Raw genomic sequence first — 24098 nt, forward strand, 5'->3', positions numbered from 1 at the left:
GACCGATATTTCCGACACATCCAAAATGCGGGCCGGTACACCGGCTGGCCCAAGCCTTTAGCTGGCTGTTCAGCGCCCGTATAATTAAATCAACTTGATTTTTTAAAGTGGCGTTATACGCTTGCCGTGACTGGGTAACTACCGCATGATCCTCAAGAAAGCCATCTCCGGCACAAATCTCGAGCAGGCGAAATCGCACAACCGGCGTGTGGTGATCGAAGCGATCCGCACCAACGGCGCGCTGTCGCGGGCGGCAATCGCCAGGCTGACGGCGCTGTCGTCGCAGACCATCTCCAACATCGTCGAGGAATTGGAGATGGCCGGGCTGCTGCGCCCGGAAGCGACGCTGAAAGGCGCACGCGGCCAGCCGGCTGTCCCCTACTCGATCAATCCCGATGGCGGCTATTCGATCGGCCTGCAGCTCGACCACCAGCTTGCCGTCGGCGTCGTCACCGATCTCTCCGGCACCATGCGCGCCCGCATCGAAAGAAATGTCGACCGTCCGACACCCGCCGAAGCGATGCCGCTGCTCGCCGCGATCTCCGGCGACCTGATCGCCACATCCGGCCTCGACCGGACAAGGCTGCTCGGCATCGGCATGGCGATGCCCGGGCCTTTCGGCGTCGAAGGCATGACTTCGGTCGGCCCGACCGCGCTGCCCGGCTGGCATGACTTTCCCGTGGCCGCAGAACTGGAACGGCTGACCGGCATCGCCGTCACGGTTGAAAACGACGCCACCGCGGCCGCCATCGGCGAGCGGCTTTATGGCGTTGCCCGCAAGCTCGACAGCTTCGTTTACCTGTTCATCGGAACGGGTCTCGGCGCCGGCCTTTTCCTCGACGGCCATCTCTACAAGGGCAGCCGCCACAATGCAGGCGAGATCGGCCACATCATCGTGCGGCCGGACGGCCTGCCCTGCGACTGCGGCAAGCGCGGCTGCCTGGAGCGCTACGTCTCCCTGCGCGCGGCCTATGACAGGCTCGATTTGCCGGATCCCGATCATGCCTCTCCTGAACTGCTGGCGGAGCTCCTGGCAAATGGCGACAGCCGTTTCGAAGCCTGGCTCGCCGAGGCGGTCGATCCGCTGCGCCAGGCGATCGACGTCGTGGAAATGGCGCTCGACCCCGAGACTGTCGTGCTCGGCGGTTTCATGCCGTTGCCGGTGATCGAGGCCTTGGCCAGCCGGCTCGAGCCGCTGCATCTCTCGGTCAGCTCGACCAGCGCCCGCATCACGCCGCGCGTTCTGGTCGGCGCCGCGGGCAAGGACACCTCCGTCCTCGGTGCCGCGGCCCTGCCGATCTTCTCGGAGACCAACCCGCAATTCGACGTGCTGCAGAAGCCGGTGGGCTAGGTGTTCAGTCCCAAGGAGTCATGACGCTACCGGCGCGCGTCGTCGCCGCAACGCTCGCCGCATCCGCGGCGAACCTGATCGCCTAGGCTTCCGACCCAAACCGACAGAAGAAATACTTGGCTCTTCCGGGGTGTCATCAACTCTATTTTTGCCGCGAATGTTAGCTGCTTCACAGTCAACCTCAGCGAGACAGCACAGATTCGCCCTGTACTGGTTTCATTTGTGAATATTTGTCGCCTTTGCCGCCGCATCGACATCGGAGCTGTTCCCGTTGCCGGCCGCAAGGGCTCCGGGGGCATTTCCGATGCGGGTCTACGAGGCGATCGTAAAGGGCCTGGAAGGCATTGGCGTTGGTGCCGCGTTTGGCGGCGCGGGCGAAAATGCCGCCGGGCTGATGCTGGCGCTGAAGCACTCCAAATCGATCCGTCCGGTCATCACCCGGCATGAGCAGGCGGCATCCTTCATGGCCTGCGGCTATGCCATGTTCTCAGGCCAGCTCGGCGTCTGCTTCGCCACCGCCGGCCCCGGCGCCTTCAACCTGTTCTCCGGACTGGCGGTGGCCATGTCGGACTCCTATCCGGTGCTCGCGATATCCGGCTTCGCCTCGCGCAAATGGACGGGCAAGGGCGCGCTGAACGAGACGTCGGGCGTGAGCCGCACACCCAATTCGCAGGCGATGTTTTCCGCCACGACGAAAAAATCCTTCCTGCTCACCGACGCCGCGAAAACCTGCGACGTGCTGGAAGAGGCCGTCAACATCGCCTTCGAGGGCAGGCCCGGCCCTGTCCATATCCACGTGCCGGAGGACCTCACCGAGCACGATATGTCCGTCGATAATTTCCGTCCGGTCGATCTTCAGGTGAAACCTGTCCTGCCGGATCCGGCGCGGGTGCGGGATGTCGCCGAGACGCTTGTGGAGGCGCTGGAGAAGGGCAAGAAGGTTCTGGCGCTGATCGGCTTCGGCGCGGTCAAGAGCGGTGCCGGCCACGAGCTGAAGCAGCTCATCGAGCGTTACCAGATTCCCTTCGCCACCACGCTCGATGGCAAGGGCATCATCGCCGAGCGTCATCCACTATGCGTGGGCGTGTTCTGCGACAGCGGCCACAGCGCCGCCCGGAAAGCCTTCCTCGATGCCGACCTTGTCCTGGCCGTCGGCAATTCCTTCGCCCAGCACGCGACCTTCGGTTTTCGCGACGACCTGTTCGCGGATCGCAAGTTGATCCACATCAACATCGACATCGGCGAGATCGACAAGGTCTACAAGGCCGACGGCGCCGTCATCGGCGATGCCAAACTCGCGGTCGGCGCGCTGCTTGCGAAGATGTCGGATATGCTCGAGCCGAGCCTGCCGGTAGACTGCGAGGCGACCGACTACAGCGAAGAGCACATCCTCCATCTCACCGGCAGTATCCATCCCGGACAGATGGCGCAATCGTTGTCGAAGCGCCTGCCGGACAACGCCATCGTGCTCGCCGATGCCGGCGCGCATCTCGCCTGGCTCGGCTATTACCTGCAGATCGCGCCCGGGCAGAGTTTCCGCAAGCCCGGCGGCTTCGGGCCGATGGCCGGCAGCGTCAACGGCGCGCTCGGCGTCAAGCTTGCCCATCCCGAGCGCCCGGTGATCGTCGGCTGCGGCGACGGTTGCTATTTGCTCTCCGGCTTCGAGCTGCTCACCGCCGTCCAGTACGACATCCCGGTGATCTGGATCGTCTTCAACAACAACGAGTTCCAGCTGATCAAGCTCTACCAGCTGCAATCCTACCAGGAATACGGCCTGGTCGATTTCGACAATCCCGATTATGTCGGCTTTGCCCAGGCCTGCGGCGCCAAAGGCTATCGCGTCGAGACCCTCGCGGAATTCGAAGCCGCGCTCGACGAAGCGCTCGCGCTCGGCAAGCCCGCCATCATCGACGCCCACATCACACGACTGGCGCTGCCGCATTACAGCCCCTCGCCCGAGGGCCTTGTCGCGGGCGTCGCCGAGATGATCGAAAAACGCATCCGCCCAGACTGAGACAATTCCAGGAAAAGTGAGCGGCGGTTTCCCGTTCGGAATTGCGTGAAACAGAGAACCAGGGGAGGCAGCCTTGTTGACGCAACCAGGCAGGCAAGCCACGACGAATTGGCGCGAGATATCGCAAGGTTCGGACGAGCAGGAGCGCCTGCTGTTCGAGAAACTCGCGCAGGACATGATGCATGTCCAGTTGAAGACGAAGCAGCGCGCCAAGGCAGCCGGCATCCAGCGCGCCTTCCATGCCAAGCCGATCCTCGCCTCGATCGACGCGACGCTGCGCTTCAACGACGACCTTCCCGCTGAATTCCGCGCCGGTTTCGCCCAGCCCGGCAAATCCTATCCGGCAATCGTGCGCTTCTCCAACGCGAGCGGTTCGGGCCAGGCCGACTATAAGCCCGACCTGCGCGGCTTGGCGCTGCGCGTGAAGATTTCGGACAGGGAGCAGCACGACCTTTTAGCCACCAACTTCCCCGTCTCGCACGCCCGCGATGCAAGGCAGTTCGTCGCTTTCGCCAAGGCGACCGCCGGCGGGACGATCGGCAAGATCATTGGCCTCATTGGCCTTGCCTTCGGCTTCGGCCCGGGCGAAGTGATCCGCATGCTGAAGAACATCTCGGCCGGCCGCAATCGCAAGGTGCGCAGTGTCGCGCTGGAAACCTTCTGGAGCCGCGGCGCCATCCGCTGGGGCGAAACGCTTGCCGTGCGCTACCTGGTGCGGCCTGTGCCGAGTGCGGCTCCCGCGCCCGATCCGTCCGCGACAGATGCCAGCTATCTGGCCAACGAGTTCGCCGCCCGTCTGGCAGCCGGCGACGTCCGCTTCGAGCTATGCGTCCAGCCTTTCATCGACGAGCGTTCGACGCCGATCGAGGATACGGCGGTCGAATGGACGGAAACCGTGTCGCCGCCGGTGAAAATAGCGGAGCTCACCATCACCCGGCCCTCATCCGGCACCTCAGAAGCTTTCACCAATACGCGGGTGATCGACGAGCTCGCTTTCAATCCGTGGAACACGACGGATGAATTTCGTCCTCTCGGCAATCTCAATCGGGCACGCAAGGGCGTGTACGACGCGAGCGCCGCGCATCGCCTCGCTTATCGCTGGCGAACCGAAGCACCGCTGCGCAATCGCCTGCTCAGCGGGATCGCGCGCCAGGCTTTTGTGGTGATCAACCGCCGCATCGAATGGCACAAGCTGCCGCTTCGCCTCAGCCTGCTCAATCTCGACGCGTTTCGCTATGTGTTGAGAGAGAAAAACCTGATCGGCACGGAAGTTGTCGAGGAGCCACCGCAGGCGCGGCCGGAGCCGCAAGCGCCGATCCCCGAGGAAGTGCGCCAGAGCCGCACCTATGACGGCAGCTACAACGATCTGTCTGTGCCCAAGATGGGCGCGGTCGGCGCTACTTTCGGCCGCAACCTGACGCCGGCTTACAAGCCGGAACTGTTCGATACGCCGAACCCGGTCGTCGTTGCCGAGAAGCTGCTGCACCGCGAAACCTTCATCCCGGCGCGCTCGCTCAACATCCTCGCCGCCGCCTGGATCCAGTTCCAGGTGCATGACTGGGTGAACCATGCGCGCAATCCGCTCGGCAAGGATGACGTCGTCGTCCCGCTGCCGCCCGGCATGAAGTGGACGAACTCCGTCGGCGGCAAGCCTGAAGACGTGATGCGCATTGCCGGCAACCAGGCGCTCGACCGCGGCCCCGGCCAGCCGCCAATCTATTTCGGCAACGCGGCCTCGCACTGGTGGGACGGCTCGGAGGTCTATGGCCCGAGCAGCGCCAAGGCCAATATGCTGCGCGAGGGCGCCAAGATCAGGCTGGTCGACAACCATCTGCCGGTAGACGTCCACGGCTTCGAGGTGACAGGCTTCAACGAAAGCTGGTGGCTGGGCCTGAGCGCCATGCACACGCTGTTCGCGCGCGAGCACAATCTGCTCTGCGACGAATTGCGGCTGCGCTACCGCAATTGGGACGACGAGCGCATCTATCAAACCGCGCGGCTCATCGTCTCGGCGCTGATTGCCAAGATCCACACGGTCGAGTGGACGCCGGCGATCCTGGCCACCCGCGCCATCGAGGTCGGCCTCTCCAGCAACTGGAACGGCCCGCCCGCGAACGACTGGGTGACCAAATTCGGTCTGTGGCTGCTCGACGAGCATGCGTCCGTCGGCATCCCGAAGACGATGCCCGACCATCACACCGCGCCCTACTCGCTGACCGAGGATTTCACCACCGTCTATCGCATGCATCCGCTGCTGCCGGACGACTATTGCTTCTACCACCACAGGTCAGGCGAGAAGATTGCAGAGAAGGGTTTCCTCGACATCCAGGGCGCTGGCGCCGACGACATCATGCGCGACTTCGGCCTGCGCAACACGCTCTACTCTTTCGGCATCGCGCATCCGGGCGCAATCGCGCTGCACAACTTCCCGAAATCACTACTCAAGCTGGAACGCGACAAGGAGATCATCGATCTCTCCGTCGTCGATATCGTGCGCACCAGGCGCCGCGGCGTGCCGCGCTACAATGATTTTCGCACCGGCCTGCACCGACCGCGCATCCGGAGTTTCGAGGAAGTCACGACAAGTCCCGAGGATGCGCGGCTGCTCAAGGAGCTTTATGGCGATGTCGACAAGATCGACACGGTGGTTGGCCTGCTCTCCGAGCCGGCGCCGGCGGGCTTCGGCTTCAGCGACACCGCTTTCCGTATCTTCATCCTGATGGCGTCGCGGCGGCTGCAGAGCGACCGCTTCCTCACCGTGGACTACCGGCCAGAAATCTACTCGCCCTTCGGCATAGACTGGATCGCCAACAACGGCATGACCAGCCTGATCCTGCGCCACTGCCCGGACCTCGCCTCGGTGCTGCCGAGGACGCAGAGCGCCTTCGCGCCCTGGCGGCCGATCGTGCCGGCAAGCACCGACCCGGCGCTGGCAGGAGCAAAGCCATGACCGCGCCGCTCAAGCAAACCCCGGCCGCCAATGCCAGCATCGCTTCGGGGCTCGATCAGCTTTTGAAGCGGCCGCTGGTCGAGACGATCTTTCGCCGCCGCACGCATCGCGTGAGTCAGGGCAGTTCGGTGCTTGCCGGCAGCATGAGCTACGTGTCGGAAGAGCCACGCGAGCGGTTGTCGGAACTCGAGGAAGCCGTGCTGATCGCCATGACCGGCTGCACCGGCCTCACCATGCCCGACCGGCCCTTCGAGGACCCGGCGACGAAGAAGCCGATCATGGCCAAGCCCAATTTGACCATGGCCGGCCGCACCGCCGGCAGCCCCGACAATGCGCAAGGCACGCATTTCTTCCTGATCAACGACTCAGGCACCTATTTCCTGCGCAAGCTGCCGCCGCCTGCCGACGGCAACACGGCGTTCACGCCGGAGCGGCTGATCGAGCGCGCGCAGGACGCCAAGGTGCGCATCCTCGACAAGCGGCTCGACGTCGCCGAAGGCATGCGCGACTTTCCAGCCTATCTCGATTCCAACCGCTTCCTGTCGAACCTGCCGGGCACGACCATCCTGCTGCCGGTCGTCGACCTCTCGCGCCAGTACATCAACGGCATGATGTATCTGCTGACGCAACCGGATGGGGCGCGCCCCAACATCGTCGACGACCGCAATTTCTATCGCTCGGCCGGCGTCAAGCGCTGGGTGAAAAATGGCTTCCTCAACAAGGACCTGAAGATCCCGCTCGGCGCGATCGGCTCGCTGCGCACGCAGATCGAGGCCGACCTTCTGTTGCAGAATTTGTTCCTCGTCGCCGACGCCATGGGACTCGGCGCCTGGATACACGGCTCGATCAGTCCGCCTGTGCTGCTCGGCGATCCGAAATTTTCAAAGACTTATGGTCCGATGCTCGGCTTCGACGTGGCGGTGCCGCGCTGGCGGCTGATGGACCTTCTGCGCTGGCACATCCCACTGCCGAAATACTCCAATTTGCGCAGCAATCCGATCGGCCTGCGCTTCAAGGGCGAGCACCTGATCAAAGGCATGTCGCCGCCCTATTACGATACGATGGCCGACGCCGTTGCCGAAGTGGTCGAGGAGAAGTTCGGCAAGAATGGCCTGTTCTCCGACGAGAAGCTGTTCTCAGAAATCTACAAGGGCGACTACGGCCACCGCTATTTGAGCGAAGCGGCCGTCTACACGCAGGATGTCATCGACTGCGTGCGCGATATCTGCACCTACATCTATGAAACCCACGGCCGCTTCCCGGCGCACTGCGATGCCATCCATGTGCCGGGCATCTGGCTGCAGGTGCACCATGTCGATGTCGGCTACTACCAGCGCTTCTTCCGCAACGGCCTGACCGACGCGCATCTCAACCACGCGCGCGACTGGCACTGACGCTGGCGTTGGGACGCTGATGCATGTCGCCCAAAAGTGCGCAGCGGTTTTGGGATCACGACATGCATCAAAACAAAGACTTAAAGCGCGTCGCCTGAATCCGTTTCATCGCGACGCGCTTTATGATCTCGTCTGACGACCGGTGAGGCGTTCGAGCCCGAGCAGGAGCACCAGCGTCACGGCGACGAGCACCATGGTCAGCGCCGCTCCGGCAAAGACATCGCCGCGATCGGTGAGACTGAAGATCGATACCGGCAGCGTCACCCAGCCCGGCGGGTAGACCATCACGGTGGCACCCAGCTCGCCCATCGACAGCGCGAAGCTCAGCCCGAAGGCGGCAACCAGGTAAGGCGTGAGCAGCGGCAGCGTGACATGCCAAAGCCGATAGGCGGGACGTGCCCCGAGGCTCGACGCCACCTGTTCGAAATCGGGCGAAAGCCGCGCCAGCCCGGCCGAGACATTGCCGAAGGTGAAGGCCGAGATCAGTACGAAATGCGCCACCATGACGATGGCGATCGTACCGTTGAGCAGCAGCGGCGGATGGCTAAAGGCCACCAGCAGGCCGAGACCGACCGACACCGAAGGCACGGCGCTGGGGATGAAGAACAAAAGGCCGAGCAGCCGCGCCAGCGTTGCGCCCTGGACACGCAGCGCAAGCGCTGCCCAGGTGCCGCTGACCAGCGCCAGCGCGCTGGCCAGGAAACCGGTGACCAGGCTGGCCTTCACTGCCTTCCACGCAGCGCCTCGCATGACATCGCTGTAGTGCTCGACTGTCAGCCCGCTCGGCAGCACGCCGTTCCATTGGTCGGCCAGGCTGGAGAGCAGGATCACCGCCAGCGGCGCCAGGAACAGCACGCCGAACAGCAGCGCGAAGACTGCCCAAATCAGGATGCGACCGGGGCGCGACCAGACCAGCACCCCTATACCCCCAGCCGGCCGGCGGCGAACCGGTAGAGGCCGAACAGCCCCAGCGACAGCGCGATGTTGATGACGGCGATGATGCAGGCGACCTGATAGGCCGATTCCTGGATGGCCTTGCTATAGATGAGCAGCGGCAGTGTGATGACGCCCTTGGCGCCGATGAACAGCACGATACCGAACTCGTTGACCGTCAAAAGCAGGCACAGGCTTCCGCCGGCAATCAGCGCCGGAACGGCAGCCGGCAGGATCACCTGGCGGACGATGCGAAATGGTCTCGCGCCAAGCACGCTCGCCGCTTCGATCTGGCCGCGATCGACCAGCGAAAACGCGGCGAGCAGCGGGCGCAGGACGAAAGGCGAATAGACGGTGATCTCGGCCAGGATCACGCCCCAGGTCGAGTAGAGGAAATTGACGGGCGGCGCCGGCAGCGCGAAGATTTCCATCAATCCGGCATTGAGCATGCCGGCCGACCCGTACAGGAAGGTGAAGGCAAGCGTCACCAGGAATGTCGGCAAGGCGATGAAAGTGTCGATCAGCCGGGCAACCACGCCACTGCCCGGAAACGGCACGAAGGCGAGGATCAGCCCCAGCACCAGCCCGACGATCAGGCATCCGGCTGTCGCCGCGACGGAAATGGTGATGGTGTTCAGCAGCGCGTTGAGGAAGAACCGCGCATGCAGCACACGTACGAATTCGGCGACATTGGCCATGCCGCTGTCGTCGAAAAATGCCTGCTGGACGATCAACACCAGAGGATAGAAGAACAACAGCGCCAGCAGCGCTGCCGGCGGCAAGATCCAGAACCGGCCGGGCACCTTTCTGGCTATCGGCGCGGGGAGGACGGCCGCGTCAGCCACGGACGTCTTCCGGAACGAGCGACGTATCGCCGGGCGTGAAGAACAGCGGCATTGCCGAACCGCGCTCCGGCAGGCTTACCGGCAGCCTGGTCGCCGACACACGCACCGGCGTGCCGTCGACATCGAGCACCAGATGGGTAAGCTCGCCCTGCCAGTGCACTTCCTTCAGCGTGCCGACGATCCTGTTGGTGTGTTCCTCGTCGCCGGTGAGGCTGAGATGCTGCGGCCTGATGCAGAGCAGGGTCTTGTCGCCAGGCTTCTCGCCGCGCGCGGCGCCCGCAAGCACGGCATCGCCGAGCTTGGCCTTTGCGAGCCCTTTCGGTCCGGCGGCGCCCTCCGCGACAGTGACCGGCAAGAGGTTCGCGCGCCCGAGGAACTCAGCCGTGAAACGATTTGGCGGCCGCCGGTAGAGTTCGCCCGTCGGCCCGTGCGAGGATACCCGGCCGTCACGCATGATGGCGATCTTGTCGGCAAGCGTCAGCGCTTCGGTCTGATCGTGGGTGACATAGAGGATCGTCAGACCCGGCAGGTCGCGATGCAGCTTGGCGATCTCCTCGACCATGTTGCGCCTGATCTGCGCATCGAGCGCCGAAAGCGGTTCGTCGAGCAGAAGCACGCGCGGCCTGACCGCCAGCGCCCGCGCAATCGCGACACGCTGTTGCTGGCCGCCGGAAAGCTCGCGCGGGTAGCGTTTGGAAAAGCCCGACATGCCGACGGTGGCGAGCGAGTCCTTGACGCGCTCGCCGATCAGCGCCCTGTCGGCGCCTTGTGCCCGCAGACCAAAGGCGACGTTGTCCTCGACCCGCATATGCGGGAACAACGCATAGTTCTGCACCACCATGCCGAGCCCGCGCTCATAGGGCGGAACATCGGTGACGTCGGTGGCGCCGATCCGGATGCGGCCGCTTGCCGGCCTGACGAAACCGGCGACGGCCCTGAGCGCCGTCGTCTTGCCGGAGCCGGAGGGCCCGATCATCGCCAGGATCTCGCCCGGCGCAATATCGAGCGTCAGCGGATGCAGCACGACATGCGCGCCATAAGCGACGCTGACCTTGTCGAAGTGGACATTGGAGCCGGCGCCGCGAATTTTCGCGGCGTCGACGTCCATGACACTGCTTCCCGTGACAGCGGGCACCGACATGGCTGGTCCTCCGGAATTGGACACCGGGGAGATCAACTTCCCGTCGCTTCGTTCCACTTCTTGACGTAGTCGGGCAGCTTGGTCAGCGCGTCGTCCCAGTTCGGCGCCCAGACGGTCACGCCCTTCATGGCATCCTGCAGCTTGCCGAAGTTGGCATCGTCCGGCTTCACGTCCTTGCGGGCCGGCAGGCCGAGCGCAACGGAACTCACCGTCGACTGCGCTTCCTTGGAGAGCAGGAACGCGATCAGCTTCTTGCCGTTGTCGCTGTTGGGCGCGCCGGTGACCAGGCCGATTTCATAAGGCAGCGCGAAGGTGGAGCGGGTGCCGTCCGGACCGGCGGGCCAGAACACCTTGATGTTCGGGTTGTCGGCCATCTGCGACATGTTCATCTGCAGGTCGCCATTGGCGACATGCAATTCGCCCTTGTTGACCAGCGCGGTCAGCTTGCCGGTCGAGGCGGACGGGCCGACATTGTTGTCCTGAAGCTTCTTCATGAAGCCGAAGCCCGCATCCTCGCCGCCGAAGGCGTGGATGATCTGCAGCATGACGGCGGTGCCATCGCCGGCCTGGCCGGGCGTCGAGTACTGAATCTTGCCCTTGAATTTCGGATCGAGCAGATCGTCATAGCTCTTCGGCGCTTCCGACAGCACGGCGCTGTTGTAGATGAAATTCATGTAGTTGTTGACCAGCGGCCGGTACTTGTCGGTGCCGCCGTCTATCTGGTCGGAGCCTTCCGGCTTATAGTCCTGCAGAAGGCCGTCGGCGGCTGCGCGCTGGATGAAGGGCGGCAGCGTCACCAGAACGTCGGCCTGCGGGTTTGATTTCTCCTTGGCGACGCGTTCGACGACGCCGCCCGAACCGCCCTCAATATACTGCACGGTAATACCGGTGGCCTTGGTGAAGGCGGCGAATTCGGTCTCATACCAGCTGCCATTGCCGTCATGCAGGCCATCGGCCGAATAGATGGTGACGACGCCATCGGCGAATGCCGGTGCGACGAGTGCCGACGAACCCAGCAGCGCCGCGGCGAAGGTCATAGCTATAGTAAGATTTCGCGATTTCATGGTCAGTTCCCCTTTGATTGAAGGCACAATCTGCGACGCACTCGTGATCGCGTTCGTTGGCCCGCTACGGGCTCATTAGCGCTGGTGCATGTCGTCGTTGTGTCAACTTTGGGGGTCGCCAATCGATAAGTAAAATCTATTTATTTTATGACAGGCAAGTTTTTTCTGATATTTGTCACGGAACTGTCGCATCGCGGTCGCGAGCCTCGAGAGAGCCCGATCCGACTACGAAAAATCATTGAAAATCAACGGAATGAAACGCCAACCGTCTGCGCCCGCAGCCGCGGGTCATGTGAGCGGATGGTGACCGGCCGGCCATCGAGCAGCTCGAAACAGCGCTCGAGCGTGTCATCCTCGAGCCGGCGCATCGCCTCATGCGTGAAGAAGGTGAGATGCGGAAACAGGATCACATTGTCGCGATCAAACAGCGCGCTCATCGGATGGCCGGACTTTGCCAGCGGCTCCAGCGAATAGACGTCGAGCCCGGCCCCGGCGATGCGCCCGGCAACGATCGCCTCGACAAGCGCCGCCTCGTCGATGAGTGCCCCGCGCGATACGTTGATGAGGATGGCCGAAGGCTTCATGCAAGCGAGTTCTTGGCCGCCGATCAGGCCGCGCGTCTGCTCGTTCAGCACGCAATGGACCGAGATGAAATCGCAGACGCGCAGTATCGCTTGCAGATCGTCGACCTTCTCAATCCCCGCATCCCGCATCGTCGCCGCGTCGACGCCGGGATCGAAGCCGAGCACCCGCGCCCGAAACCCCTGCCCCGCCATGCGCGCCATGCTGCGGCCGATCTTGCCGCAGCCGACCAGCCCAAGCGTCGAGCCTGAGATGTCGCGGCCCAGCCAGCGGTGCTCGGGCCAGACCCAGCCATCGCGCGAAACCGCCCCCGAGATCGCCGGCAGCCGTTTCGCCAGCGCGATCATCAGCGCGAAGGCGCCCTCGGCGACCGTCTCTTCGGCATATTCGGGAACATTGACGACGGGAATGCCGCGCCGCATCGCCGCCTCGATATCTATGGCATCGATGCCGACGCCATATTTGACGATGCCCCTGAGATTTGGCGCGGCCTCAATGACGCGCGCGGTGATCGGCGTGTAGCACATCAGGATGAGGTCGGCGTCGGCGACCGCAGCCATCAGCTCGGCTTCCGGAATGCGGTCCGGCAGCGTGACGAGCTTGACACCGCGCGCCCTCAGACCCGCGTCAATACCCGGGCATTCGAGTTCCCTGTCGGTGCGGACGGCCTTCACCTTGCTCAGGCCGCCAGCACGGCGGCCTCGACGATGTCGAGCGCGCGATCGAGATCGGCGCTCGAAATCACCAGCGGCGGCGACAGCGTCAGCACATTGCCCTGGCTGATCTTGAAGCTCAGCCCCTCGTCGAGGCAGCGGTAATAGATCTTCTCGGCAAGCGCGCGCGCTGGAGCGCGGCTTGCCTTGTCCTCGACCATCTCGACGCCGAACATCAAACCCCTGCCCCTGGCGTCACCGACGAAAGGCGAGCGACGCATGAGGTCGTTCATGCGGGCGAGCGCGTGGGCGCCGAGCGCGGCCGAGCGCTCGACGAGACCTTCCTCGCGAATAATGGCGATGGTGGTCAACGCGGCGCGCGCGGTGACCGGGTTCTTCTCATGCGTATAGTGGCCGATCGCATAGTCACCGGCGACGTCGAGATCGCGCCGGGCGATCACCGAGGCGATCGGCAGGATGCCGCCGCCGAGCGATTTGCCGAGCACGATGATGTCGGGCGTGACCCCGTCGTGCTCGGAGGCGAAGAATTTTCCGGTCTTGCCGAGACCGGTCGGGATCTCGTCGAAGATCAAGAGCGTGCCGTGGCGGTCGCAGGCTTCGCGAACGGCTTTCCAGAAGCCCGGCGCCGGCACCAGCGGCGTCGCGCGCATCGGCTCGGCGATGAAGGCGGCGAAGTCGCCTTCGCGTCCCAGCACATAGGAGATCATGTTTGCGCAGGCACGCGCCGAATCCTCCAGCGAACTGGTGCCGTATGGACAATTGTGCGGCGCCCAGGGCGCGACATGTTCGGTGCCGGGCAGGAGTGGCCCGGCAATGCCGGAACGGAAGGTCGCCTCGCCGCCGACGCTTGCAGCGCCGAACCCGGCGCCGTGGAAAGCATCCCAGAACGACAGCGTCTTGAACCGGCCCGTGGCCGCGCGCGCCAGCTTCAGCGAAACTTCGATCGCGTCCGACCCACCGGTCGTGAACAGCACCTTGCCGAGATCGCCCGGCGCCAGCTTGCCGAGCGTCTCGGCCAGTTCGACCGCCGGCTCGCAAGTGAAACGGCGCGGCGAGAACGGCAATTCGTCCATCTGCTTGCGGATGGCTTCCTTGAGGCGCGGATGGCCGTAGCCGATATGGTGGACGCTATTGCCATGAAAATCCATGTAGCGCCGCCCTGCGGTGTCCTCGATCCAGATGCCTTCCGCCTTGGCGATGGCCGAGACGCAGGGGCTGGAAAGGCTCTGATGCAGGAAGGCCGCCGCGTCGCGCCGCAAGAGCTCCTGCGAGGGCGCATGACTTTGCCTGGCGCTCCACTCCTGTCGCGCCGCGGCCCTGTTGGATTCACCTTCGGTATGGACGAGCGTCATTGGCTTAACAACTCCACGATGGTCTCCTCGCCAAGCCCAAATCCGGTGCTGGCGCCGGTGCCGCTGGTGACGATCACCAGCCGCACGTCTTTGTGCGGGGTGTCGCGCAGCACGGCATTCTTCGCTGAAGCGTAGCTTCCGGTCCAGCGCTCGATCACCTCTGGCGCTTTGCCGAACAATGTCCTGAACTCATCGAGTATCAGCTGGTCGACGGCCTCCGACCCAAACGGATCGAGCGACAGGCCGTAGTGATGGGAATCGCCGACGACAAGCGAGCCATCAGCGCTCTGCACGACGATCAGGTGAACGCCATTGGCTAACGCGGCCTCGCGCTGTTCGCCCAACTTGGCTCGCAGCGCGACGGCTTCTGGCAGGCTGGCGAAACCGCCATAGCGCAACAGGCTGAGATCGGACATCAGCGCCGACGAAAGCCGGAAGCCGGGATAGGCAAGGCGCAGCATCTGCAGCTTGCAGCGCTGCACGTCAAGTTCACGGAGGCGCTGCGGATAGAGTGAGCTGAAATCATCGCCGGGACAGACAACCACCTTCTGCGCACGCAAGCGACCGGCACTTGTCTCGACCATCGGCGGGGCGATCTCGTTGACCGATATGCCGGTGCGGAACGCGACGCCGAAGCGCCCCGCCAGGAAAGACGCCAGTCGCGGCAGGACCTCGCGCGATTCCACGCGCAACTCGAACGGGCTGAAAAGCCCGCCGACGATCGCCTTTCCGTTGAGGCTGCCCAGCTGCCCGACCGTCTCCCGCGCCGTCAGAATCTTGCATTCCGCGCCGTGCTCGCCAGCCTTGAACGACTCCAGTACAGCCAGCGCTTCCGGGCGCTGTGCCGCGATCAGTTTGCCACGATGGAGGATTTCAAGCCCCGCCTCATTCGCAAGCTCGAGCCAGATCTTGCGGCTGCGTTCCGCCAGCCGGCGCGACGAACCCGGCTCCTGCCCGGTGACGACGACGAGGCCGAAATTTCGGATCGAGGCGCCGTTCGCCTGGCGGTCGCGGTCGATGACGACGACGCGCAAGCCAAGCCGCGCGGCTGCCAATGCGTGAGCCAACCCGATGATGCCGGAGCCGACCACGGCAAGGTCATAGGTATCCGTCACGACACTACCACGGCAAGGAGAACGTCTTGACGTTGGTGTAGCTCTTCATCGCCTCGATGACGCCTTCCTTGTAGCCGTTGCCGGAATCCTTGATGCCGCCGAAGGGGCTCATCTCGATGCGGTATCCAGGCACTTCCCAGATGTTGACGGTGCCGACCTTGAGGCCGGTGATGTATTTCTGCATGCGGCGGAAATCGTTCGTGCATACGCCCGACGACAAGCCGAAAGCCGTCGAATTCGACAGCGCGATGAGCGCCTCGTCATCGTCCGGCGCGCGCACGATCGGCACGATCGGCCCAAAAGTTTCTTGCATCACCAACTCGGACTGGTGCGGCACGCGGTCGACGACGATCGGCGGCAGCAACGCGCCCTTGCGCCCCGGATCGTAGAGCACCTCGGCCCCTTGTTCCGCCGCCATGTAAACGCGTTTCTCGAACAGCGCCGCAGCCTTCTCATTCACCACGGTGCCGAGCTGCGTGGCCATATCGCGCGGATCGCCGAAGCGGATCGCCTTCGCCCGCTCCAGCACCATCGGCACGAAACGGTCGGCGACCTTTTCCTGCACGAGAATGCGTTTCACCGCCGTGCAGCGCTGACCGGAATTCTTCGTGGCGCCCGCGACGGCAAGGTCGGCGGCCTTCGCCAGATCCTCGTCCGAAAGATCGTTGAGCACGATCAGCGGGTCGTTGCCGCCGAGCTCCAGCACCTGGCGTCTGTAGCCCGCCTTCGATGCGATCATCTTGCCGACCGGCACGCCGCCGGTGAAGGTGATCAGGTCGATGTTCGAATTGGTGATCATCTCGTCGCCGATATCGGCCGGCCATCCAGTGACGACCGATAGCATCTCCGGCGGCAAACCGGCTTCGTAGAGGATATCGGCCAGTATCAGCGCCGTGATCGGCGTCAATTCGGTCGGCTTGACCACGACGCAATTGTTGGTGGCGATCGCCGGCGCCACCTTGTGCGACACCATGTTGAGCGGATGGTTGAACGGCGTGATCGCCGAGATCGCGTTGAGCGGCTCGCGTGTGGTGAAGATCTTGCGCTGCTTGCCATGCGGGGTGAGGTCGCAGGAAAAGATCTCGCCATCGTCGTGGATGGCCATTTGACCGGCCAGCGTGAAGACGTCGAACGCGCGCCCGACCTCGTAGAGCGAATCCTGCTTGGAAATGCCGAGCTCCAGCGTGATGAGGTCGGACAACTCATCCTTGCGGGCATTGAGCAGCTCGGCGGTCTTGAGCAGGATGCGCTGCCGCTCGTAGCGCGTCAGCTTCGGCTGGTAATTGGCGGCGATCTCGAAGGCGCGCCGCGCATGCTCCGCCCCGCCCGCCGGCACGGTGCCGATGACGGTATCGTTCCAGGGGAAGCGCACCTCAAGCCGGCGTTCGGCATTGACCTTCTCGCCGGCGATGCGCATCGGCTCATGGCGGACTTTAATGGAAGGATCGAGTTGGGTCATGGGCTAGTTCCATTATTGGATACGTCGCGGGGATCGACCCCCACTCCGGCCCCTCGGGCCACCTCTCCCCCGGTCGACGGGGAGAGGAAATCTTGCGAAGTCAGCGCCCTATTTCCAATCCAACGGCACAACATCCGAAGCCAAAAGCACGGCGGATCGCCCTGGCGCCTTTCCTCTCCCCCGTCGATCGGGGGAGAGGTGCCGAGCGCAGCTCGGCGGAGGTCGACGGCGCCCTCGGCATCAAGCCTGCGCCGCCGCCATCGTCGCGTAGCAGAACGCATCGAAGTTGCGCAGGGCCGGCTCGTTCGGCAGATCCGGCAGCACGCGGTTGACGATGAAGGGCACCTCCTGCTCTGTCAGCCCGCCATGCGAACGCAGCGGCTCGTCAAGCGCCGCCAGATTGTGCCGGTGCTCGGACGTGCCGATCGTCTTGTTCTCGCCCGAGATCAGGATGACGTCGCCCATGCGGTCCTCGGGCAGCTCGAAGCGGGCGCAGCCCTCCTCGCGGCCGAGCACCAGGATGATGTCCTCGACCTTGCGGAGTTTCGCCATGATCGCCTCGCGGTCGGTGCCTTTCGGCAGATAGGCGGTAGCGAAGGAGCCGAGCGCCCCGTGATGCACGACATAGGGATCGGTGATCGGCAGGATCACTCTGGCCGCGTCCTTGCCCAGCCACTCATCCAGCAGATCCTGAATATAAACGACATTGGGCGAGCCGTCGGCGTGATGCTTCGGCTTCATGCCGTGGTCGGCCGTTACCACGATGGCCGCACCCAACGCATCCAACTGCGCAAGGTACTTGTCGAACATTTCATAGAAGGCATTGGCCTGGGGCACGCCCGGCGCATATTTGTGCTGCACATAATCGGTCGTGGTAAGGTACATCACCTCCGGCCGAAATTCCTTCAGCAACTGCACGCCTGCAGCGAAGACGAATTCCGAAAGCTCCGCGGAATAGACCTCGGGCACGGCAAGGCCAAAATGCGTCGAGGCATTGTCGATCCCGTGCTCGGCTTTCGTCGTGGTGTCGGACCTCTCGGCCGAGAAGCACATCGCCCTGCCATCGTCGAACTTCAGTTCCTTGCCGAGCAGCGCGCGCAGCTTGTCCTTGGCCGTCACCACCGCGACCTTGGCGCCTGCATCGTAGAACGCCTGGAACACCGTCGGCGCGCGCAGGAATTTCGGGTCGTTCATCATCACCTCCTCGCCCGTCTCCGGGTTGTAGAGGTAGTTGCCGCAAATCCCATGCACGGCCGGCGGTCGGCCGGTGGCGATCGACAGATTGTTGGGGTTGGTGAAGCTCGGGATCACCGAATGGGCGAAGCGCACCGTACCCTTCTGCTTGATCCTTTCCAGTGCCGGCATCAGCCCGGCCTCGATCGCCTCGTCGAGATAGGCCGGTTCGCAGCCGTCGAGGCAGATGGCGATGGCCGGCACGCGCGGCCAGGCATAGGAACGGCCATTGGCCGTGACGTTGACGGGAGACATCTGGTTCATCGTAGACCTCAAAGACCTTTAGGCGGCGAGCTTGGCGCGCTCGGCGATGGCGGCAGGGGACGGGGCGGCGGTGTCGACGCCCATTTCATTCAGCGACTGCGCGGCTGCTTCGACGACACGGCGCATGACATGCTCATCCATCTGGCCGATGCAGCCGATGCGGAAACTGTCCACGACCGTGAGCTTGCCCGGATAGATGATGAAGCCCTTATCCTTCATCAGTTCGTAAAACCTGTCGAAGGCGAAGTTCGGATGCGCCGGGTTGAAGAAGGTGACGATGATCGGCGACAGCCAGCGGTCCTTGAGCAAGGTCTCGAAACCGAGCTCGCGCATCCCGGCCACCACGACGTCGCGGTTCAGCGTATAGCGCGCGCCGCGCGCCGCAACACCGCCTTCGGCCTCATGCAGGCGCAGCGCTTCGAGGAAGGCCGCGACGACATGCGTCGGCGGCGTATAACGCCACTGTCCGGTCTTGTTCATGTTGGCCCATTGCGCATGGACGTCGAGCGACAGCGAATGGCTGCGCCCCTTCGCGGCCTCCAGCTCGCTCTTGCGGGCGATGACGAAGCCGAAACCGGGCACGCCCTCGATGCATTTGTTGGCCGACGAAACCATCGCCTCGTAGCTTATTTCGTTGACGTCGAGCGGGATGGCGCCGAAGGCGCTCATGGAATCGACCAGCAGCTTGCGGCCATTGGCGGAGACCGCCTCCGATATCTCGGCGACCGGGTTGAGGATGCCGGAACTGGTCTCGCAATGGATGGCGATGACATGCGTGATTGCCGGGTCGGCCTTCAGCGCCGCCGCCACCTCTTCGCCGCGCGGCGGCAGGTAATCGCCCTTGTCGATCAGCGTGTAGGCGCGGCCGATATACTGCATGGTCTGCGCGGCGCGCAGCCCGTAAGCGCCGTTGGCCAGCACCAGCACCTTGCCGTCCCTGGGCACGAACGAGCCGAGCATGGCCTCGACGCAGAATGAGCCGCTGCCCTGCATCGGCACGCAGTCGAATTCGTCGTTGCTGTCGCCGGTGAGCGCCAGCAGGCGGCGGCGCAGTTCGGCCGTCATCCCTCGGAAATCGCCGTCCCAGGAGCCCCAGTCGCGCAGCATCGCCTGCTTGACGGCATAGGATGTGGTGAGCGGGCCGGGCGTCAGCAGATAGGGTTCGCCCAGCGCCGGCGCATCCAACGGCTTTGTTGCCGCAAGTTTCATCTCAGCGAGCATGCCGCCCTCCCACTTCGATCCTGTCATTGGAATATGACAGTCATTCTCGGCGGTCCGGATATATTTGTAAAATCGTTATTTTGTATTGATGTATCGATCTGATCGATGCTAGGGCTTGGTGCATAAACACGCTACGGAGAGCCACGCGCATGCGTTACGTGCAGCTCAGGGCATTTCACCAGGTCGCCATTTCCGGCGGCTTCTCGCGCGCGGCCGAAGCGTTGTTTCTCACCCAGCCCGCAATCTCGGACCAGGTGCGCAAGCTCGAGGAAGAGTATGATGTGCTGCTGTTCAATCGGAACAAGAAGCAGGTGACGCTGACCACGCAAGGCCAAAGGCTGCTCGATATCACACACCGTATGTTCGAAACCGAGCAGCAGGCGCTGGAACTGTTGACGGAATCGCGCGCGCTGCGCGCAGGCACGCTGCGCATCGTCGCCGACGCGGCGCACCATCTTCTCCACATCCTAGGCGCCTTTCGCGCCCGATATCCCGGTGTCCGGGTTTCGCTGCGTTCCGGCAACACCGACACGGTCATCGGCAGCCTCTATAGCTACGAGGCCGACATCGGCGTGCTTCCCGAAGTGCCGACGGGCCGCGATTTCGAGATGCTGAAGCTCAACTCGACCCCGATCATCGCCTTCGTGTCCGCCGACCACCCGCTGTCGGCGAAGAAATCGCTGACACTGAAAGAGCTGGCGCAGGAGCCGCTGGTCATGCGCGAGCGCGGCTCGAAGACACGCAAGAAGCTGGAGGATCTCGCTGCGGCTTCAGGCATCGAGCTCCGGCCCGCGATCGAAGCCGAAGGCCGCGAGGCGGTACGCGAGATCGTCGCCTCCGGAGCCGGCGTCGGTTTCGTCTCGGCGGCCGAGTTCGGTCACGATTCGCGGTTGGCGCAGATTGCGATCGATGCACCCGAAACGCTTATGGACGAAGCGCTGATCTGCCTGCGCGAACGCAGCGGCGGCAAGCTGGTGCGCGCCTTCCTCGACATGGCCCGGTTTATGTCGGGAGATTGAGCCTGTTCTTCACGTGGACCCCGGCGCCGCCGCGGTTACCCGCCACACCGTGTTGCCGACATCGTCAGCGATCAGCAACGCGCCCGACTTGTCGACGGCAACGCCGACCGGACGGCCCCTCGCCTCGCCCTTGTCGTTGAGGAAGCCGGTGACGACGTCCTGCGCCATGCCGTTCGGATGCCCACCGCTGAAAGGCACGAAGACCACCTTGTAGCCGTTGAAGCGGGAGCGGTTCCAGCTGCCGTGCTCGCCGACGAAGGCACCGCCGCGATAGGATTGCGGCAGGTTGTTCGCGGTGTAGAAAGCAAGCCCGAGCGGCGCGACATGTGAGCTCAGCGCATAGTCCGGCGGAATCGCCTTGGCCACCATGTCCGGCCGCTGCGGCATGACACGCGGATCGACATGCTGGCCGTAGTAGCTGTAGGGCCAGCCATAGAAGGCGCCGTCCTTCACCGACGTCATGTAATCCGGCACGAGGTTCGGCCCCAGCTCGTCGCGCTCGTTGACCACCGTCCAAAGCGCCTTGCTCTCCGGTTCGAATGAGAGGCCGTTGGGATTGCGCAGCCCGCTGGCGAAGATGCGCGAGCGGCCGGTGGCGCGGTCGACCTCCCAGATCGCGGCGCGGTCCTTCTCGGCCTGGATGCCGTTCTCGGTGATGTTGCTGTTCGAGCCGACGCCGACATAGAGCAATGAGCCGTCGGGGCTCGCGACCAGGCTCTTCGTCCAGTGGTGATCGATCGGCCCACCCGGCAGTTCCGTCAGCACCTTGCCGGGCGCTGTGATCTTGGTGTCGCCCGGCTGGTAGGGATAGCGCACGATCGCGTCCGTATTGGCGACATAAAGGTCGTTGCCGACCAGCGCCACGCCGAAGGGTGAATTGAGATGGTCGAGAAACACCCCTTGGTAATCCAGCTTTCGGTCGCCATTGGTGTCGCGCAGCAGCGTGATGCGGTTGCTCGGCCCGGTGTCGCCGCCGGAGGTGACCCAGCTTTCGACCCAGCCCATGACGATGTCCTTAGGCCGCTTCACCGATGCTTCGGTCGGCGCCGTCGATTCCACCACCAGGATGTCGCCATTGGGCAGCACGTAAAGCGAGCGCGGATGCTGAAGCCCCTTGGCCAGCGCCTCGATCTGCAGACCTTGCGCGACGGTCGGCTTTTCGTCGTTCTTCCAGCCGACCACGGAGGCCAGATGCATCGGCGGTAACAGGTACTGATTTATCTCTGGCAGCTTTGGGTTCGGGCCGATCTGCGCTTTCGGGTCGGTGTTGTCGTCGCTGCAGCCGGCAATGCCCAGCGCCAGAGCGCAGCAAAGCACCGCGGTCGTCGATCTGATTGCGCCGTCAAGTCGTCTCATCGGCCACTCCTACGTGATGGCGATAGACCAGCGCCCAGCCGAGCCAGCCCGTGAAGATCAGGATGATCACCACCAGCGTCGACAGGATCAGCCCGGTCGGCACCACCGATGTCCATGCGTCGCGCGTGTGGACGAGCATGTTGAAGAAGGACAACACAAGCACGACGAGGTTGCCGGCCATATGCAGCCATGCAGTCGGCTGCTCGCGTATCCTGCGCCCGCCAAGGAAGTCGGTAAGCCCCGCAATAGCGGCCAGAATACCGACGATGACACCAACGGTCAGGAGCCAGGCCGAGAAATTGGCCCAGGTCATTTCGGCGGTCCGCCAATAGGCGATATCGGTGAGCAAAGTCCCGACGAAACAGGCGATCGGGATGGTGACAAGCATGGGATGAATGGGATGGCCGGCTATTCTTGCCATGGATCGCGGATTGTCCATGCGGAGGCTCCTTTCCGCGCTGCTGCCCGGGATTGACAAGGGTGTAACAGCGCGAAAAGTCGAATGTTCCGCCGGAAATCCCCGCGGTCACCGGAAGGTGAACGCGCCGCTTGGTCAGCCCAAGGCGCCGACAACAGGACAGAACCTCGTTCAGCCCTGTGGGTGAACCTGCGGCAGGGCGGCGTCGAGCGAGCGCTCGAACGCATCGACCAGGGCGTCAACCTGCGCCTCGGTGATGATCAGCGGCGGGCAAAAGGCGATCGCGTCGCCCATGTTGCGCGAGATCACGCCGTTCTGCTGCAGCAAGCCGTTGACCAGCGCGCCGAGCGCTGCCGGCTTGCCCCAGGGCGCCTTGGTTGCCTTGTCGGCGACCAGCTCGACGGCGGCGATGAGGCCGACGCCACGCACCTCGCCCACCAGCGGATGCGAGACGAGCTTGCGCAGCCGTGCCTGCAGATGCGCGCCGACCTTGCGCGCATTGCCGACGAGGTCGCGCTCCTCGATCAGCTTGACATTTTCCAGGGCGACTGCGGCGGCGACCGGATGGCCGCCGCCGGTGAAGCCATGTCCGAAGGTGCCGATGCGGTTGCTCTCGTCGGCGATCGGCTCGAACACTCTGTCGTTGATCAAGAGCGCCGAGATCGGCAGGTACGAGGAGGAAATCTGCTTCGACAGCACCATGATGTCGGGCTTCATGGCGAATATCTGCGAGCCGAACATCTCGCCGGTCCTGCCAAAGCCGCAGATCACCTCGTCCGCCACAAGCAGGATGTCGTATTTCGACAGCACCGCCTGGATCTTTTCCCAATAGCCGGCGGGCGGAACAATGACGCCACCCGCGCCCATGATCGGTTCGCCGATAAAGGCCGAGATCGTTTCGGGCCCCTCGGCAAGGATGAGCTTTTCCAGATCGTCGGCGAGACGCGCGGAGAACTGCTCCTCGCTTTCACCGGGCTGGGCGTCGCGCCAGTGATGCGGCGTCGACGTGTGCAGGATGTTGGCGATCGGCAGGTCGAAGGAGAGATGGTTGTTGGGCAGGCCGGTCAGGCTCGCCGAGGCGATGGTGACGCCATGATAGCCGCGCTTGCGGCTGATGATCTTCTTGCGCGCAGGCTGGCCGAGCGCGTTCGCGCGGTACCAGATCATCTTGATCGCGGTATCGTTGGCCTCGGAACCGGAATTGGTGAAATGGGCCTTGCTCATCGGCACCGGCGCCATCTGCACCAGCTTCTCGGCCAGGTCGATCAGCGGCGAATGCGCCTTCGAGCCGAAGTCGTGATAGAAGGGCAGCTTCGACATCTGTTTCGTCGCCGCGTCGACCAGTCGCTTTTCCGAGAAGCCGACGGCAACGCTCCACAGGCCGGCCATCGCCTCGATGTAGCGGTTGCCGGCGATGTCCTCGACATAGACGCCCTCGCCCTTTTCGATGACCAGTGGGCCCGTCTCCTGATGCTTGCGGGCGTTCGTATAGCCATGCATGTGATAGCGGATGTCGCGAGCTTCGGGGGAATTCGGTCCGGCGTCCATCATGGTGGCTCCTGTCTGCGGGCGTCCAAAGCGGAAAATAGGACTGCCTCCCCTGTTGAGGAGTTCAAAAATTCCGCCTTGCATCGCGGCGGTTGATGCCTCATCGCGCAGGCTGATCGCAAGAGCCGCGATGCCAGGATCGATAGCGCCACCAAGCCCAAGGCG

The 24098-nt window shown here is 63.8% G+C and carries 18 protein-coding genes; 5 read left to right on the forward strand and 13 right to left on the reverse strand.

The features are described from left to right. Nucleotides 1-145 precede the first annotated feature (145 nt). From RFM68_RS03620 to RFM68_RS03635, 4 genes are all read left to right on the forward strand, one after another. Nucleotides 146-1351, forward strand: a complete 1206-nt coding sequence (locus RFM68_RS03620; protein WP_320231287.1) for an ROK family transcriptional regulator — start codon at nucleotides 146-148, stop codon at nucleotides 1349-1351. A gap of 304 nt (nucleotides 1352-1655) precedes the next feature. Next, a complete protein-coding gene (locus tag RFM68_RS03625; protein WP_320231288.1) occupies nucleotides 1656-3365 on the forward strand; it encodes a thiamine pyrophosphate-binding protein in 1710 nt (569 codons plus the stop codon). A 73-nt stretch (nucleotides 3366-3438) separates the two neighbouring features. Beyond that, the gene (locus tag RFM68_RS03630) at nucleotides 3439-6315 is read left to right on the forward strand and encodes a peroxidase family protein (protein WP_320231289.1); all 2877 of its coding nucleotides are present in this window, start codon (nucleotides 3439-3441) and stop codon (nucleotides 6313-6315) included. Continuing rightward, complete coding sequence (locus RFM68_RS03635) at nucleotides 6312-7709, forward strand: hypothetical protein (protein ID WP_320231290.1); 1398 nt, start codon at nucleotides 6312-6314, stop codon at nucleotides 7707-7709. The genes RFM68_RS03630 and RFM68_RS03635 overlap by 4 nt, the downstream gene beginning before the upstream one ends. Before the next feature lie 120 nt (nucleotides 7710-7829). Here the strand turns inward: RFM68_RS03635 and RFM68_RS03640 are convergent, their stop codons facing one another. From RFM68_RS03640 to RFM68_RS03685, 10 genes are all read right to left on the reverse strand, one after another. After that, the gene (locus tag RFM68_RS03640) at nucleotides 7830-8627 is read right to left on the reverse strand and encodes an ABC transporter permease subunit (RefSeq protein ID WP_320231291.1); all 798 of its coding nucleotides are present in this window, start codon (nucleotides 8625-8627) and stop codon (nucleotides 7830-7832) included. Nucleotides 8628-8629: 2 nt separating this feature from the next. Then, nucleotides 8630-9487, reverse strand: a complete 858-nt coding sequence (locus RFM68_RS03645) for a 2-aminoethylphosphonate ABC transporter permease subunit (RefSeq protein ID WP_320231292.1) — start codon at nucleotides 9485-9487, stop codon at nucleotides 8630-8632. After that, on the reverse strand, nucleotides 9480-10595 hold the full coding sequence (locus RFM68_RS03650; protein ID WP_320231293.1) for an ABC transporter ATP-binding protein: 1116 nt from the start codon (nucleotides 10593-10595) through the stop codon (nucleotides 9480-9482). Before RFM68_RS03650 ends, RFM68_RS03645 begins: the two co-directional genes overlap by 8 nt. A gap of 65 nt (nucleotides 10596-10660) precedes the next feature. Next, entirely contained in the window at nucleotides 10661-11692 is a 1032-nt protein-coding gene (locus RFM68_RS03655; RefSeq protein WP_320231294.1) for a 2-aminoethylphosphonate ABC transporter substrate-binding protein, read from the reverse strand. A 245-nt stretch (nucleotides 11693-11937) separates the two neighbouring features. Next, complete coding sequence (locus tag RFM68_RS03660; protein ID WP_320231295.1) at nucleotides 11938-12948, reverse strand: 2-hydroxyacid dehydrogenase; 1011 nt, start codon at nucleotides 12946-12948, stop codon at nucleotides 11938-11940. A 5-nt stretch (nucleotides 12949-12953) separates the two neighbouring features. Further along, entirely contained in the window at nucleotides 12954-14300 is a 1347-nt protein-coding gene (gene pbfA, locus RFM68_RS03665; RefSeq protein ID WP_320231296.1) for a (R)-1-hydroxy-2-aminoethylphosphonate ammonia-lyase, read from the reverse strand. Then, complete coding sequence (locus RFM68_RS03670; protein WP_320231297.1) at nucleotides 14297-15415, reverse strand: TIGR03364 family FAD-dependent oxidoreductase; 1119 nt, start codon at nucleotides 15413-15415, stop codon at nucleotides 14297-14299. The genes pbfA and RFM68_RS03670 overlap by 4 nt, the downstream gene beginning before the upstream one ends. Nucleotides 15416-15419: 4 nt before the next feature. Further along, complete coding sequence (gene phnY / locus RFM68_RS03675; RefSeq protein ID WP_320231298.1) at nucleotides 15420-16874, reverse strand: phosphonoacetaldehyde dehydrogenase; 1455 nt, start codon at nucleotides 16872-16874, stop codon at nucleotides 15420-15422. Nucleotides 16875-17114: 240 nt separating this feature from the next. After that, nucleotides 17115-18371 (reverse strand): phosphonoacetate hydrolase, encoded by a 1257-nt coding sequence (gene phnA, locus RFM68_RS03680; protein ID WP_320231299.1) that lies wholly within the window; start codon nucleotides 18369-18371, stop codon nucleotides 17115-17117. 18 nt (nucleotides 18372-18389) lie between these two features. Then, complete coding sequence (locus RFM68_RS03685; RefSeq protein ID WP_320231300.1) at nucleotides 18390-19592, reverse strand: 2-aminoethylphosphonate--pyruvate transaminase; 1203 nt, start codon at nucleotides 19590-19592, stop codon at nucleotides 18390-18392. A 149-nt stretch (nucleotides 19593-19741) separates the two neighbouring features. On the opposite strand from RFM68_RS03685, the gene RFM68_RS03690 reads away from it, so the two are divergent. Next, on the forward strand, nucleotides 19742-20611 hold the full coding sequence (locus RFM68_RS03690; protein ID WP_320231301.1) for a LysR substrate-binding domain-containing protein: 870 nt from the start codon (nucleotides 19742-19744) through the stop codon (nucleotides 20609-20611). A gap of 9 nt (nucleotides 20612-20620) precedes the next feature. On the opposite strand, the gene RFM68_RS03695 is transcribed toward RFM68_RS03690, so the two are convergent. The 3 genes from RFM68_RS03695 to RFM68_RS03705 form a co-directional block, all read right to left on the reverse strand. Next, on the reverse strand, nucleotides 20621-21967 hold the full coding sequence (locus RFM68_RS03695; protein ID WP_320231302.1) for a PQQ-dependent sugar dehydrogenase: 1347 nt from the start codon (nucleotides 21965-21967) through the stop codon (nucleotides 20621-20623). Then, complete coding sequence (locus RFM68_RS03700; RefSeq protein ID WP_320231303.1) at nucleotides 21954-22406, reverse strand: DUF2231 domain-containing protein; 453 nt, start codon at nucleotides 22404-22406, stop codon at nucleotides 21954-21956. The genes RFM68_RS03695 and RFM68_RS03700 overlap by 14 nt, the downstream gene beginning before the upstream one ends. A 150-nt stretch (nucleotides 22407-22556) precedes the next feature. Beyond that, nucleotides 22557-23933, reverse strand: coding sequence for an aspartate aminotransferase family protein (locus RFM68_RS03705; RefSeq protein WP_320231467.1), 1377 nt, complete (start codon nucleotides 23931-23933; stop codon nucleotides 22557-22559). Nucleotides 23934-24098 lie beyond the last annotated feature (165 nt).

The sequence above is a fragment of the Mesorhizobium montanum genome (genome assembly GCF_033977145.1).
In the GTDB taxonomy this organism is placed as follows: domain Bacteria; phylum Pseudomonadota; class Alphaproteobacteria; order Rhizobiales; family Rhizobiaceae; genus Mesorhizobium; species Mesorhizobium montanum.

Coding starts and splice junctions, on each gene's coding strand:
- RFM68_RS03620 (WP_320231287.1), top strand. CDS start 146: ATGATCCTCAAGAAAGCCATCTCCGGCACAAATCTCGAGCAGGCGAAA.
- RFM68_RS03625 (WP_320231288.1), top strand. CDS start 1,656: ATGCGGGTCTACGAGGCGATCGTAAAGGGCCTGGAAGGCATTGGCGTT.
- RFM68_RS03635 (WP_320231290.1), top strand. CDS start 6,312: ATGACCGCGCCGCTCAAGCAAACCCCGGCCGCCAATGCCAGCATCGCT.
- RFM68_RS03650 (WP_320231293.1), bottom strand. CDS start 10,595: ATGGACGTCGACGCCGCGAAAATTCGCGGCGCCGGCTCCAATGTCCAC.
- RFM68_RS03655 (WP_320231294.1), bottom strand. CDS start 11,692: ATGAAATCGCGAAATCTTACTATAGCTATGACCTTCGCCGCGGCGCTG.
- pbfA (WP_320231296.1), bottom strand. CDS start 14,300: ATGACGCTCGTCCATACCGAAGGTGAATCCAACAGGGCCGCGGCGCGA.
- phnY (WP_320231298.1), bottom strand. CDS start 16,874: ATGACCCAACTCGATCCTTCCATTAAAGTCCGCCATGAGCCGATGCGC.
- phnA (WP_320231299.1), bottom strand. CDS start 18,371: ATGAACCAGATGTCTCCCGTCAACGTCACGGCCAATGGCCGTTCCTAT.
- RFM68_RS03685 (WP_320231300.1), bottom strand. CDS start 19,592: ATGCTCGCTGAGATGAAACTTGCGGCAACAAAGCCGTTGGATGCGCCG.
- RFM68_RS03690 (WP_320231301.1), top strand. CDS start 19,742: ATGCGTTACGTGCAGCTCAGGGCATTTCACCAGGTCGCCATTTCCGGC.
- RFM68_RS03695 (WP_320231302.1), bottom strand. CDS start 21,967: ATGAGACGACTTGACGGCGCAATCAGATCGACGACCGCGGTGCTTTGC.
- RFM68_RS03700 (WP_320231303.1), bottom strand. CDS start 22,406: ATGGACAATCCGCGATCCATGGCAAGAATAGCCGGCCATCCCATTCAT.
- RFM68_RS03705 (WP_320231467.1), bottom strand. CDS start 23,933: ATGGACGCCGGACCGAATTCCCCCGAAGCTCGCGACATCCGCTATCAC.